Annotated in this window: 10 protein-coding genes; 8 read left to right on the forward strand and 2 right to left on the reverse strand. The window is 45.5% G+C overall.

Annotated features, from left to right (window positions below; all coding sequences use genetic code 11):
• Nucleotides 1–30 precede the first annotated feature (30 nt).
• The 6 genes from OO778_RS20595 (at nucleotide 31) to OO778_RS20620 (ending at nucleotide 8,817) form a co-directional block, all read left to right on the forward strand.
• Nucleotides 31–1,422 (forward strand): HlyD family type I secretion periplasmic adaptor subunit, encoded by a 1,392-nt coding sequence (locus OO778_RS20595; RefSeq protein WP_005392136.1) that lies wholly within the window; start codon nucleotides 31–33, stop codon nucleotides 1,420–1,422.
• A 114-nt stretch (nucleotides 1,423–1,536) separates the two neighbouring features.
• Nucleotides 1,537–2,220, forward strand: a complete 684-nt coding sequence (locus OO778_RS20600; protein WP_005392134.1) for a transglutaminase-like cysteine peptidase — start codon at nucleotides 1,537–1,539, stop codon at nucleotides 2,218–2,220.
• Nucleotides 2,221–2,225: 5 nt separating this feature from the next.
• Nucleotides 2,226–4,139: an EAL domain-containing protein gene (locus tag OO778_RS20605; protein ID WP_031780239.1), complete on the forward strand. Its 1,914-nt coding sequence runs from the start codon at nucleotides 2,226–2,228 to the stop codon at nucleotides 4,137–4,139.
• 15 nt (nucleotides 4,140–4,154) lie between these two features.
• Nucleotides 4,155–6,269, forward strand: a complete 2,115-nt coding sequence (locus tag OO778_RS20610) for a type I secretion system permease/ATPase (RefSeq protein WP_006740888.1) — start codon at nucleotides 4,155–4,157, stop codon at nucleotides 6,267–6,269.
• A gap of 510 nt (nucleotides 6,270–6,779) precedes the next feature.
• Nucleotides 6,780–7,373 (forward strand): mechanosensitive ion channel family protein, encoded by a 594-nt coding sequence (locus OO778_RS20615; protein WP_012842403.1) that lies wholly within the window; start codon nucleotides 6,780–6,782, stop codon nucleotides 7,371–7,373.
• Between the two features lie 859 nt (nucleotides 7,374–8,232).
• Nucleotides 8,233–8,817 (forward strand): flavodoxin family protein, encoded by a 585-nt coding sequence (locus tag OO778_RS20620; RefSeq protein ID WP_264912787.1) that lies wholly within the window; start codon nucleotides 8,233–8,235, stop codon nucleotides 8,815–8,817.
• A gap of 63 nt (nucleotides 8,818–8,880) precedes the next feature.
• Here OO778_RS20620 and OO778_RS20625 read toward each other — a convergent pair whose 3' ends face one another.
• Nucleotides 8,881–10,506 carry an ABC transporter substrate-binding protein gene (locus OO778_RS20625; protein ID WP_074190283.1) on the reverse strand — a complete coding sequence of 542 codons (1,626 nt, stop codon included), beginning with the start codon at nucleotides 10,504–10,506 and terminating at the stop codon, nucleotides 8,881–8,883.
• A gap of 141 nt (nucleotides 10,507–10,647) precedes the next feature.
• Between OO778_RS20625 and mpaA the strand changes: the two genes are divergently transcribed.
• The gene (gene mpaA, locus OO778_RS20630; RefSeq protein WP_031381642.1) at nucleotides 10,648–11,358 is read left to right on the forward strand and encodes a murein tripeptide amidase MpaA; all 711 of its coding nucleotides are present in this window, start codon (nucleotides 10,648–10,650) and stop codon (nucleotides 11,356–11,358) included.
• A gap of 19 nt (nucleotides 11,359–11,377) precedes the next feature.
• Here mpaA and OO778_RS20635 read toward each other — a convergent pair whose 3' ends face one another.
• A complete protein-coding gene (locus tag OO778_RS20635) occupies nucleotides 11,378–12,229 on the reverse strand; it encodes an SIS domain-containing protein (RefSeq protein ID WP_033907250.1) in 852 nt (283 codons plus the stop codon).
• A 242-nt stretch (nucleotides 12,230–12,471) separates the two neighbouring features.
• Here OO778_RS20635 and murQ point away from each other — a divergent pair, with 242 nt between their 5' ends.
• The gene (gene murQ / locus OO778_RS20640; RefSeq protein ID WP_264912790.1) at nucleotides 12,472–13,374 is read left to right on the forward strand and encodes an N-acetylmuramic acid 6-phosphate etherase; all 903 of its coding nucleotides are present in this window, start codon (nucleotides 12,472–12,474) and stop codon (nucleotides 13,372–13,374) included.
• Nucleotides 13,375–13,384 lie beyond the last annotated feature (10 nt).

The raw sequence follows: 13,384 nt of genomic DNA on the forward strand, positions 1-13,384 counted from the left end.
TAATCAGCATTTATATAAGCAGGGACTGTGATGAGCCGAGATAACTACAACAAACTCAACAATGAAGAGTTGGATTTTGTTGACGACAAAACTGCAGCATTGCTCCTCAACACCCCCAATAGCGCACGTTTGATGCTCTGGGTGATGGTGTTGTTTTTTATTGCTGCAATAGGCTGGGCATCTTGGGCTGAAATCGACCAGGTCACTGTTGGTCAGGGAAAAGTCATTCCCTCTTCACAGATTCAAGTTGTCCAAAACTTAGAAGGTGGCTTAGTCAAAGAAATTTTAGTCAAAGAAGGTCAGTTGGTTGAAAAAGGTCAGCAGTTACTTCTTATCGATGACACTCGCTTTCGCTCTGATTTTCGTGAGCGTGAACAACAAGTTGCCAACCTAACTGCGTCTGTGCTGCAACTCTCAGCTTCAATCAACAGTGTTGCCGTGAATCGTGATTTTGAAACGGAAAACTGGCGTCAAAGCGTAGTACTCGATTATGGCAAACTGACCTTTCCACCAACTTTAGAAGAAACTCAACCGAAACTCACTCAGCGCCAGAAAGCTGAATACCGCGAAGATTTAGACAATTTACGCAACCAACTTTCGGTGATTGACCAACAAGTTCAGCAAAAGCAGCAGGACTTAGTAGAGATTGAAGCGCGAGTAAGGAACTTACGTCAAAGCTATCAATATGCGAAGAAAGAATTAGACATCACCAAACCGTTGGCTGATGAAGGTGTTGTGCCTCGTATTGAATTACTCAAGTTACAACGCCAAGTCAACGACACCCGCCGCGAAATGACTTCCAGTGAGCTCAAAATCCCGGTATTAAAATCAGCGATTCGAGAATCCATGCTTAATCGTATTGATGTTGCGCTCAAATTCCGTTCAGAACAGCAAGAAAAGCTCAACAGCGCCCAAGACCAGTTATCTGCCTTGGTTGAATCAGCAGTGGGTTTAGAAGATAGAGTCAATCGAACCGTTGTGAATTCGCCAGTCACAGGCAAAATCAAAACGCTGAACATCAACACCGTTGGGGGAGTTATCCAGCCAGGCATGGATATCGTCGAAATTGTACCAACTGAAGATACGTTATTAGTAGAAGCGAAAATTGCGCCAAAAGACATTGCATTTTTGCGCCCAGACCTACACGCCATCGTGAAGTTTACGGCTTACGACTTCACTAAATACGGCGGCTTAGAAGGTGAGTTGGAGCACATCAGCGCAGATACAACCCAAGATGAAGAAGGAAATAGCTTTTACATCGTTCGTGTCCGCACCGATAAAACGAATTTTGGTCAAGATGCAGATTTACCAATCATTCCAGGAATGACGGCATCGGTCGATATCATCACAGGGAAGCGAACCGTTTTGGAATATCTACTTAAGCCGATTTTAAGTGCCAAAACGAACGCCTTGAAGGAGTAAATCACACCAAGGTACTCACAACGGCGAGTATTGAGCGATAAGTGACTAAATAAAAAGCACTTGTTTCTCACTGACGAACCCTTTAGAAGAGTATACTTGTGATATGAGTCGAATATGCGATCCAATTTGAAGCGTAAAGTTACATTATTAATCAGTTTAAGTTGTTTTTCGTTCCAAATTGGTGCGTTAAGCAGTAAAGAACAACAATGGGTCAATACGGTCACAGCGGTGTACGGCGAACGTGCGGGATTGCGCGTAAATACATGGCGAAAAAACCTCGACTTATTTAAACAATTAGAGACACATGAACAGCTCGCTGGCGTCAACGACTTTTTTAACCAGCTGTATTTTGTTGACGACATAAAACTGTGGGGAAAGACAGATTATTGGGCTACGCCACTCGAATTTTTAGGGAGTAATGCAGGGGATTGTGAGGATTTCACCATCGCCAAGTACTTCTCGTTACTCGAGCTAGGAATACCAGATTCTAAGATGCGTTTGATCTACGTAAAAGCCATCGAACTGAATCAGTTTCACATGGTATTAGCTTACTACCCAACCCCAAGCTCTGAGCCGCTCATTCTCGACAATATCAACCCTGATATTGTCCGAGCCTCTAAACGTAGCGACTTGCTACCGATATACAGTTTTAATGGTACAAACCTGTGGTTGATGAAGTCTTCTGCTAGCACTGGAGAGCTGGCAGGGAAAGCATCACGGTTGAGCCTTTGGAATGACTTACGCTCGCGCGAACGTAAGTTGCAGTTAAATAAACCTAAAATTAACTATGACGAGTGAGAAACATGACCCTATATAAGAAGCTTGTAGTGGGAATGGTTACGGTCTTTATACTCTTGTTGGCATCAGTATTCGTAATCCAATTCAACACGACTCGAGACAGCTTGGAACAACAGCAACGTTCAGAGGTCAACAACACCATTAACACCGTAGGTTTGGCATTGGCTCCTTACCTTAAAGACAAAGATAAAGTCGCGGTAGAATCCGTGATTAATGCTCTGTTTGACGGCAGCACCTACTCGGTTGTTCGCCTTACCGCTTTAGATTCTGACTACCAAATCGTGCGCACTTACCCGGTTAAACCAAGTACGGTGCCACAATGGTTTATCGACATGAATCTATTCAAAGCCATTCACGATAAGCGCGTAGTGACCAGTGGTTGGATGCAACTTGCTGAAGTGGAAATCATTAGCCACCCAGGAGCAGCTTACGAGCAGCTCTGGCAAGGCTTTATTGGTTTGTTATCTGCATTCAGCGTCATTTTCCTGGCTGGTTTAATTGCGATTTCGTACATCCTCCGTCGCTCACTAAAACCATTAGCGGCCATCGTGAAAAAAATGCATGAAATCGCTAATAACCAATTTGGTGAACCACTTGCTCGTCCAAGAACTAAAGATCTGATCGCGGTGGTAGATGGCATTAACATGATGTCTGCTCAAATTGAGCTGTCATTCAAAGAACAAGCGAAAGAGGCACAACGACTGCGTGCTCAAGCTTACCTCGACCCTATCTCCAAACTGGGTAATCGCTCGTTCTACATCAACCAAATAGACCAATGGCTTGCAGAGCAAACGCAAGGGGGTATCGCGCTACTCCATGCAGAATACATTGGTGACATTTACGAGACAAAAGACTACCAACGCGCCGATGCCCACGTAAAAGAGCTGTCTCAACGTCTGAAAAACACCATTGATGTGCCGGGAGCTACCATTGCACGCCTATCTAGTGATGAGTTTGGCCTGCTTTTCCCACACATGGATGAAAGCGAACTACGCATTTTGGCGGACAGCATCGTGAACTGCGTTAACGGGTTGAACACTGATCCAACCGGTCTAGCCAAACCAAAAGCAGCCTTAGGTGTTGCGCATAGTAAAGACCAAAAAACGCGCTCTGAAATCTTATCTATGGTGGATAATGCTCTCTCGAAAGCAAAAGCTCAACCAGACAAAGCTTACGGCTTTATCGGCAGTGACACACCTTCTAACTTAATGGGTAAACAGCAGTGGAAAGCGCTGGTTGAAGAAGCGATTCATAGCGATTGGGTTAAATTCCGCTTCCAAGCAGCGAAGAACACTTGGGGTAAAGTGTTCCATAACGAAGTGTTCTCAAGCATCGAAAAAGAGGGCGAAACGTTCCGTGCCAACCAATATTTATTCGCACTAGAGCAGCTAGACGCCACCAATATTTTCGACCAATACGTTATTGAGTCGATGATTAAGATGCTAGAAAGTGGCGAGCTAACCGATCCTGTCGCGATCAATATTGCGCAAAGCAGCTTGTCTCAGCCATCGTTCATTCGCTGGACCACCAGCATGTTGGAAAAACACGCAAAAGTGGCCTCTAAGCTACACTTTGAAATTCCAGAGGAGTGTTTTATTGATCAGCCTCACCACACGGCGCTGTTATGTAATGCCATTCGCCAATCCGGGGCTGAGTTTGGCGTAGATAACTATGGACGTAACTTCCAATCATTGGAGTACATCCAAGAGTTCCGCCCTAACTATGTGAAGCTCGATTACCTATTCACACACAACTTACACGACGAAAAACAGAAATTCACGCTAACGTCGATTTCTCGTACTGCCCATAACCTAGGCATTACGACTATCGCGTCGCGTATTGAAACTCAAATCCAGTTGGACTTCCTCACCGAGCATTTTGTTGAGGTATTCCAAGGATTCATCGTCGACAAGGAATAAAAAGGTTTACCACAGATGAAAGACCCTTTACTGAATTCGCTCATCTACGTTAGCCGTTACTATGGGTTAGCTAACTCGCCAGAAGCGCTGGTCAATGGCCTTCCGCTTTCAGACGGCAAGCTAACTCCATTTTTGCTACCAAGAGCAGCGGAAAGGGCCGGATTGGTTGCCAAGGAAAACCGTGCAGAGCTGGAGAACATCTCCAGCCTGATTCTGCCGGCAATCTTAGTTCTTAAAGGCGGTGACTCATGCGTTCTCAACAGCATTAACGCGGAGACACGCGAAGCCGAAGTCACCACCTTAGAAAGTGGAATGGTGCCAATCTCCATTCCATTAGAAGACCTACTTGAGCAGTACACTGGTCGCTACTTTTTAGTTAAAAAGCAATTCCGTTTCGATGAGCGCTCTCCCGAAGTGCTCAAAACCAACGAAGGTCACTGGTTTTGGTCAACCTTGTGGCAGTCAAAACGTATCTACCGCGATGTTTTAATCGCCTCACTTCTCATCAACCTCTTTGCCGTTGCCGCCCCGCTGTTCACTCGTTTGGTGTACGACAAAGTGGTACCGAATCTCGCGTTTGAAACCTTATGGGTATTGGCAAGCGGCATCTTTGTTGTCTTTCTATTCGATTTCATACTCAAATCGTTGAGAAACTACTTTATTGATGTCGCAGGAAAGAAGTCTGACATTCTGATTTCCTCCAAGCTGTTCAGCAAAGTGATGGGCATCCGAATGGAGTCCAAGCCGCCTTCGGTCGGCGCATTCGCTCGCCATCTTCAAGAGTTTGAATCTATTCGAGAATTCTTCACGTCTGCAACCGTCAGTGCCCTAATTGACCTGCCTTTTGCCATTCTGTTCTTGGTGATTATATGGCTAATGGCTGGCGATCTTGTGTATGTTCCAATGGTCGGCGTGGTCATTTTGATTGTTCATTCGCTACTGATACAAGGACCGCTGCGTCGCTCTATAGAGGAAGGGTCACGCTTAGCATCGCAAAAATACGCCAACTTAATTGAGAGTCTAGCGGGGCTAGAAACCGTAAAAATGCTCAGCGCACAAAGCCAATTCCAATACCGTTGGGAAGAAGCGGTGGCGCACATGGCGAACTGGAACATCAAAAGCCGCCGCATTACCGACAGCATCCAGAATGCGGCAGGCTTCGTGCAGCAAAGTAGTAACGTTGGGATGATCATTCTCGGTGTTTATCTGATTGCAGAGGGCGAGCTCACTATGGGTGGCTTAATCGCCGCAACCATGTTGAGTGGTCGCGCCATAGGGCCTTTGGTTCAGCTGTCTTTGCTCTCAACGCGCTACAACCAGGCGAAGTCTTCTATGACGATTATCAATCAAGTCATGGAAATGCCAGACGAGCAAGAAGAAGGGAAACGCTACATCCATCGCCCAATCATCCAAGGTAAGATTGAAATTGATCGCGTAACGTTTCATTACCCAGACTCTCCTGTCGCGTCTATACGTAACATTTCTCTCACGATAAATCCTGGAGAAAAAGTCGCTATCATCGGTCGGATTGGTTCGGGTAAGACAACGTTAGAGCGCTTGATCATGGGCTTGTATAAGCCAACAGAGGGACACGTACGTATAGATGATACTGATATCGCACAGCTTCACCACGTTGATGTTCGACGTAACATCGGCTGTGTTCCTCAAGATTCGAATCTATTCTTCGGTTCGATTCGCGACAATATTACCTTGGGTCGTCCACTAACCGATGACCGAGACGTGCTTGATGCAGCAAACCGTGCAGGCGTGACCGCATTTACACAATCGGATCCAGCTGGTTTAGAACGTCAAGTAGGTGAAGGTGGTGCGATGCTTTCTGGTGGTCAACGTCAAGCCGTCACGATCGCTCGTGCATTTTTGGGCCGTCCTCCCGTCCTACTCATGGATGAACCGACCAGCGCGATGGATAACCGCTCTGAAATGCATATTAAGCACCAGCTATCTCAGCTCAAACCGAGCGAAACATTGATACTGATTACGCATAAAACGTCGATGCTCGACATCGTTGATCGAGTAATTGTGATGGAGAAAGGCAGCATCATTGCTGATGGTCCTAAAGCGCAAGTGCTGAATGACCTGAAGCAAGGCAAAGTACGTGCGGTTAGCTAACCGAAATTAGCATTTAGAAAAGAGAAAGGCCCCGTTTGACTCATGTTTAACGGGGCTTATTTTATTGAGAATCCAAGATAGTTAAGCTCTTCAAGCACTATCCAAACGAGCACTAGCCCCACAATCACGACCAACATCATAATCGCCTTTTCATCTTCTTCCATTTGATAGATATCCTAGCAAGCCATTTCACTCAACACGTCTTAGGTTATCAGGACAAAAATCATATTCAGCACGTTTATACGCTCCTATCCTCATACAATACCGGATATGAGATACAGCTCAAATATTAAACACTTTAAAACCGCATCAACTTTGGTTGAATATATGCGGTGAGCGCAAACAGAAGCAAAGCTCTGCACACTATTGATAAAACTCTACAACTCTCCGTAGGTTCTAGGGCGAAGTTCCTAGGTAGAGAGACGAAAAATGGAGAGAGAAAATTTGTGATTACTTACATCAGAAAATCAGCTATAACGGCGGTTTTCTTAATATCGTCGAGTTGAAGAAATGAATGATTGGATCCATCTAGATCAAGTGAGCCAGTATTTCACCGCAGGCTCTCTCGGGTACAAAGTCTTAATGGGCATTATTGTCCTGATTGCTTATCGCATTCTGAAGAGAATCGTCAATCGAGCCATTTTAAACTTAGCGACCTCAAAAGGTGTAAAAAAGGCCCGCCTGAGTTTTATTCAGCGTTGTTTTAACGTCGTGCTTTTATTTTTAACCGCGTCTGTTTTTGCCATTATCACCGGGATTGGCTATGGCGATGTGTCATTGTTCCTATCGTCCATTTTCGCCGTATTGGGTGTGGCGTTTATTGCGCAATGGTCAATTCTGAGCAACATCACTGCCAGCTTTTTGATCTTTTTTGTCTTCCCATACCGAGTGGGCGATCGCATTAAAGTCGTAGACAAAGACGAAGACATCAGCGGCGAGATTCAAGAAATCAGTATGTTTCACGTGTTAATTAAGCACGATAACGGTAACTTGATCACTTACCCAAACAACCAGATTTTGCAAAAAGCGGTACTAAAGCTGGCGAAAAACAAGCCAGAGCCAAGTAAAGCAAAATCTCGGATTTATACTCGCAGAAAGAAATAACCCACTAAAAAGCCGATGTATCTACATCGGCTTTTTAGTATCAACTGGTGGTCACAAATAACCCAAAGTTAATGGCGAAAAACAGTGAAGAGACAAAACGTATAAGCTGAAGGTCACCACTGTATTCTTTCGTGATAAACACTTGACGCATCGCCGAAACCAAAAGCGCCACGTTAACCAAAGAAAGCTTCTTCTTTACGAATCTTAAATACGCGCAGAAAATAGAGATGGTGCAAGCAAAAAATTATTATTAATTATCCTACCTATAACGACCTGTTTATCGGTTACTATTATCTAAAGCATATCAAAGCTGTGGGAGCAAAAAAAATTGAGAAAACCAAATAGAATATAGCTAATCCAGTGCCTTTCTTCATCCTTCTGTCGACACCAACAATCCGAGGACAAAAAATAAAAATCAGACCAATAGATATAACGAAGTAAACCTTATAGTACTCTTGTATGTTGCTATGTATTGCAGGAAGTCCACCAAAAGCTAACTCTAGTAAGCCTTTTATACCAACCAAATTCACTGCAAACAAAATTGAGAAAAGCAATCGAGCATTCAAGTCTGGATCTGATTGACCTCGCTCTTCCATTAACTGTCGCATAGAGAAAAACACGTTAGACAAAATGTTCAAAGCTTGATCTCCAGTATTATTTGAACAAATATTATCTCTTATTGAGCATAAGAGGCAGCCGTAAAGTCACGAACTTCTCCTTTCACTATGAAAACTGCCCGATAGATCAAAATAAAATTTCCATCCTTTAAGCCATTTCAAATCTCTTCTTGACCTCAACTTAGCTTTAGGTTTTAGCCTTAGTCGCACGATTCAAAATCAACAATGAAAAAGGAACCATTGTGTCCAAAATTGCGATTATTTATTTCTCTAAAACCGACGTTACTGGTCAGCTTGCTCGCGCGATTGCCGCAGGCGTTGAACAACAAGGCATTAAGCAGCAAGGTGAATGTGAAATCCTCTCTCACCGAATTGAAGGCAGTGAGATTATTGAGGGACGTTTTGTGAATCCTAACCTAATGGATGAGCTTGCTGAGTGTGATGCGATTATCTTTGGCTCACCGACCTATATGGGCGGTGTAGCAGCGCAGTTTAAAGCATTTGCCGATGCAAGCAGTGAATCTTGGTATTACCAAAAATGGGCGAGCAAAATAGCGGCTGGCTTTACCAGTGGTGAAGCAATGAATGGCGACCAATCTTGCACATTACAATATCTACAAACGCTCGCTAACCAACACGGCATGATGTGGGTCGGGTTGGATAAGATCAGCAATTCTGGGGAGCAAAACCTGAATCGTTATGGTGTACAAGGTGGTATTGTTGCACAAGGTGGTGAAGGTGGTCAGTTGCATGCCTCTGATGTTGCAACGGCGGAGTATCTTGGCAAACGAATCGCAATGCTAGTGGACAAGCTCTCCGCTCGCTAACAATAAAAAGAGGCCCCGTAAGACACATCTTCGGGGCTTCGTATTTATCGCTTGTTTTGAGCGCTACTTCTTGATGTAGAGATCTTTCGAGTAGATGCGCCCTTCTACGTTATTCTTTGCAAAGCCACCCACGGTTGGACGAACCAAACGTGCTTGCATGTAGTAATAGATTGGCGCGATAGGCATATCTGTCGCCAGCAACTGTTCAGCTTGATCGTAAAATCCTTGGCGCGCTTTCTCATTAGTTGCAGCCAATGCACTGTTCATCGCGTTGTCATACGCTTCACTGCTGTAACGTGCAAAGTTACCCGAAGAACCTGAGCGAAGTAGGCTCAGGAAAGTAGACGCTTCATTGTAATCACCACACCAGGAAGCGCGCATCACATCGAAATTGCCTTGTTTACGCGCCACTAAGTACGACTTCCACTCTTGGTTTTCTAACTCCACGTTTGCACCGAGATTTTTTTGTAGCATCGACGCTATCGCAACCGCGATCGATTTGTTTGCCTCACTGGTGTTGTACAGCAATTTAAAATCGAGCGGCTTGTCTTGGCTGTAACCCGCTTCTTTTAACAACTGACGCGCTTTCTCGTCACGTTGTTGCTGACTCCACTTACTATACTCAGGGGGCGTTGCATCAAACCCTGCGGTGTACTGATGCGCAAAAGTATAAGCAGGAAGGTTGCCCACTTGCGTGACACCATTCGTAATCACATCACGCATGATGGAGTACGACACCGCTTGACGCACTCGCGCATCATCAAATGGCGGACGAGTGGTATTGAACGCGTAGTAATACGTGCACAGTAATGGCACCACAGTGTAAGCCTGCTTGTAATCTTGTTGAAGCTTCTGTGCCATATGAGTCGGCACATCTGACGTAATATCCAGCTCTCCTGCCGCATAGCGATTGATCGAAGCGTTTTGGTTTTCAAACGGAATGTAAGTCACTCTGTTTAGATACGTATCTGCGCTGTCCCAGTAACTTGGACTCTTAACCAGTTCAATGCGCTCATTCACGACCCACTTATCCAATGTGAATGCACCGTTACTAACAAATTGGTCTGGATCGCTCCACGGCTTGTCGCGGTTTTCCACTGTCGCTTGATGCACTGGCATCATGGACGTGTGCCCAGTCATGGCAACAAAGTACGGAACTTGACTGTCCAACTCAAAACGTAGGGTGTATTTATCCACCGCCTTGATACCGAGCTCGTCCAAAGGCTTTTTGCCCTCTGCTACATCGGCGATGTTTTTGATCTTGGTGAGTTTGAGATACCAAACATTTGGAGAAGCGGTTTTCGGATCTACCGCTCGGCGCAGTGAATAGACAAAATCCTCCGCCGTCACAGGCTCGCCATTCGACCATTTCGCTTCTTTGCGCAAGTGAAAAGTAAAGGTTTGATTGTCGTTGGTTTCCCATGATTCTGCCACACCGGGAATGATGTTTCCGTCACGATCTTGAATCACAAGCCCTTCAAATAAGTCACGAATCACATGCATTTCTGGCAGACCTTCGGCTTTCGCTGGGTCAAGCGTCGCCGCCTCTGCGTCATTCGCACGTACTAAATGCTGTTCTGCGGCAAGTTGAACGCCGTTAGGTAAGGTCTCCGCAGCAACTGATGTAGCAAGAAAAGGGGTGAATAAAGAGGAAATCAGCAACGCCGTTGAATGTTTTTTAAAATCCATATCGTTTTTCGTTCTCCTAACGCGTCTTGTGAAGCAAGTGCCACAATTAACATTTCAACCGTTGACGAGTTTAAACGGTTCAGTTTAGCTAGGTGTAATTAGCTTAGATATTGATACTACTTCATCAATCAGGAGATTACGGTGAGTCTAATTCCAAGAACGGAAAGAGCGGCATTTTTAATTCGGCCAACAATATACGGTCAATCCGTGCTTGGTGCGCCATTACTGTATTTTCCGGCACAAGTCGAAAGTGCTTCGCGAGGTTTGATTTTAGCAGGCACTCACGGGGATGAGACGGCCTCGATTGCAGGTTTGTCCTGCGCGCTAAGAAGCTTGCCTGCTGAAAACTTACGACATGATGTGATTCTGTCACTGAATCCGGACGGCAACCAGCTAGGCACACGCGCAAATGCAAACCAAGTGGACCTCAATCGCGCGTTTCCAACCCAAAATTGGACTGAGCATGGCACAGTGTATCGATGGAGTTCTCACACACCCGTTCGAGACGTAAAAGTGAAAACTGGCACTAAAAACCAGCTAGAGCCAGAAGTTAGCGCATTAATTAACTTGATTGAACTGCGCAAGCCAAAGTTTGTGGTGTCGTTTCATGAACCGCTTGCGTTTGTAGATGATCCCAAACATTCCAACCTTGCCAAATGGCTCGGCGAGCAGTTTCAACTGCCAATCGTTGACGATGTCGACTACGAAACACCCGGCTCATTCGGCACTTGGTGTAGTGAACGTGATTTACCTTGCATCACGTTGGAGTTACCGGCAATTTCTGCCGATCTCACCATTGAAAAGCATCTCCCCGCCTTTATTGCTTTACTGATGCACGATCCGGATCTTTAGTTCGCTGTTGGTTAAGCGATCATGTGAGGATCTGTTTGATGTCGGTACTGATATCGCTGATCAACTGACGGGCACTGTCGTCTCTTTGCTGAACCAAGATGATAAACAGCAAATCGGTGATCACGTTTTGCGCGGTGCGTGAAGCAATGGATGAGCTGCGATGTTCCGTTTCATTGGCAATCGTATCAAACGTAATATCGGCAATACCGCGCAAGCGGCTTCTTCCAGGCGCAGATAACGCAATCACCTTCGCGCCCTGCTCTTTTGCCGCTTCTGCCGCGACGAGAATTTCTTTGCGCTCACCCGAAAACGAGATTGCGATCTGAACATCTTCTGGAGAGAGCGTGCGGGCAACAGCAATCTGCACGTGGCTGTCTTGTTCAGAAAGCGCCGTAATACCAAGTTTAAGCAGTTTAAAGCTTAAATCCTTCGCGGTCAGTGCAGAGCCCCCAATCCCGACCACTTGCACTCGACGCGCTTCACTCAACCATTTCACCGCTTGGTGACACGCTTCGTAAGACAGCGTATTGGTGGTTTGAAACATAGCATCGGTTTTCGCTTTCACCAGTTTCTGTGAAATAACCGCAATGGGGTCGTCAGCCAAAATATCACTGTGCAGCGGTGTCGACTGCATCGCATGCTTACGGCCAATCTCTTCATTCAGAGCTAATTTAAACTCGCTGTAACCTTTAAAGCCGATACGCTGAGTAAATTTCACAATGCTCGATTGACTCACTTTTACTTGCGCCGCAAGTTCTTGGCTGGTGAGCAGCGCCGCCTTTTCTGCGTTTTCAACAATCCAATCGCCGACCAAACGACCACTTTGCGAAAGCTGAGTACGCCTCGCAACTATCTTATTGATAACTGACACAACAAAAACCTCAAAAAATTTAAATAAATTATTCCAAAACAAAAATAATTGGAGTTTGATTTAACTCCATGATTATTCTAACCAAGCCAGTTTATACCGGATGTAATGGACGTATATTTTCTCTCATTATTCCAAATTTCGCCTGCACAAAGAATAACCTCAAGTGTGATTTTTATCACCAAAACAGAATATTTTATTCCATAGAATCGCCCTCAGATTGAACATGACGAAGAGTGTAAAACATGAAAATTGATTTAAGCCGATTGGTGACAGAAAGCCGTAATCCAGCCAGTGCAGAGATTGATACGCTTTCGACCATCGAGATGCTGCAAGTCATTAATGAAGAGGATCAAAAAGTCGCGCTCGCGGTCAAAGCAGTGCTACCACAAATTGCAAAGACGGTTGATGCAATTACTCAAGCGTTCGCCAATGGTGGCCGTTTGGTTTACATGGGAGCTGGCACATCAGGCCGCTTAGGAATTCTTGATGCGAGCGAGTGTCCTCCTACCTACGGCACGCATCCAGACATGGTGATTGGCTTAATTGCTGGTGGACACCAAGCGATTTTGAAAGCGGTAGAAAACGCAGAAGACGACGTGAAAATGGGTCAAGACGACTTAAAAGCGCTTCACCTCACCAAGCATGACGTGGTTGTAGGCATAGCTGCAAGTGGCCGCACGCCTTATGTGCTAGGTGGTTTGGAGTACGCTAAATCCATCGGAGCTACGACCGCATCTATCGCCTGTAATCCAGAATGTGCCATGGCAAAAGCGGCCGACATCGCGATTCTGCCGATTGTTGGCGCAGAGGTTGTCACTGGCTCTTCTCGCATGAAAGCCGGCACCGCACAAAAACTGGTGTTAAACATGCTCACGACAGGTGCAATGATTCGTAGCGGTAAGGTATTTGGCAACTTAATGGTGGATGTAGAAGCCACTAACGCCAAGCTCATCCAACGCCAAACCAACATTGTTGTCGAAGCAACCGGCGCATCAAAAGAAGAAGCAGAGCGAGCATTAACTGCATGCGATCGCCACTGCAAAACCGCCATCTTAATGATTTTGGCCGATTTGGATGCCAAACAAGCCAAATCACGCCTCGCCGCGCACAACGGTTTTATTCGCGCAGCACTAAATAATAACTAAATAATCCGAG

This window comes from Vibrio sp. STUT-A16 (assembly GCF_026000495.1).
Taxonomy (GTDB): domain Bacteria; phylum Pseudomonadota; class Gammaproteobacteria; order Enterobacterales; family Vibrionaceae; genus Vibrio; species Vibrio diabolicus.

Bases quoted from the DNA above. Each gene is read 5' to 3' on its own strand.
- murQ (WP_264912790.1), top strand. From the start codon at position 12,472: ATGAAAATTGATTTAAGCCGATTGGTGACAGAAAGCCGTAATCCAGCC.
- OO778_RS20600 (WP_005392134.1), top strand. From the start codon at position 1,537: ATGCGATCCAATTTGAAGCGTAAAGTTACATTATTAATCAGTTTAAGT.
- OO778_RS20595 (WP_005392136.1), top strand. From the start codon at position 31: ATGAGCCGAGATAACTACAACAAACTCAACAATGAAGAGTTGGATTTT.
- OO778_RS20615 (WP_012842403.1), top strand. From the start codon at position 6,780: ATGAATGATTGGATCCATCTAGATCAAGTGAGCCAGTATTTCACCGCA.
- OO778_RS20605 (WP_031780239.1), top strand. From the start codon at position 2,226: ATGACCCTATATAAGAAGCTTGTAGTGGGAATGGTTACGGTCTTTATA.
- OO778_RS20610 (WP_006740888.1), top strand. From the start codon at position 4,155: ATGAAAGACCCTTTACTGAATTCGCTCATCTACGTTAGCCGTTACTAT.
- OO778_RS20625 (WP_074190283.1), bottom strand. From the start codon at position 10,506: ATGGATTTTAAAAAACATTCAACGGCGTTGCTGATTTCCTCTTTATTC.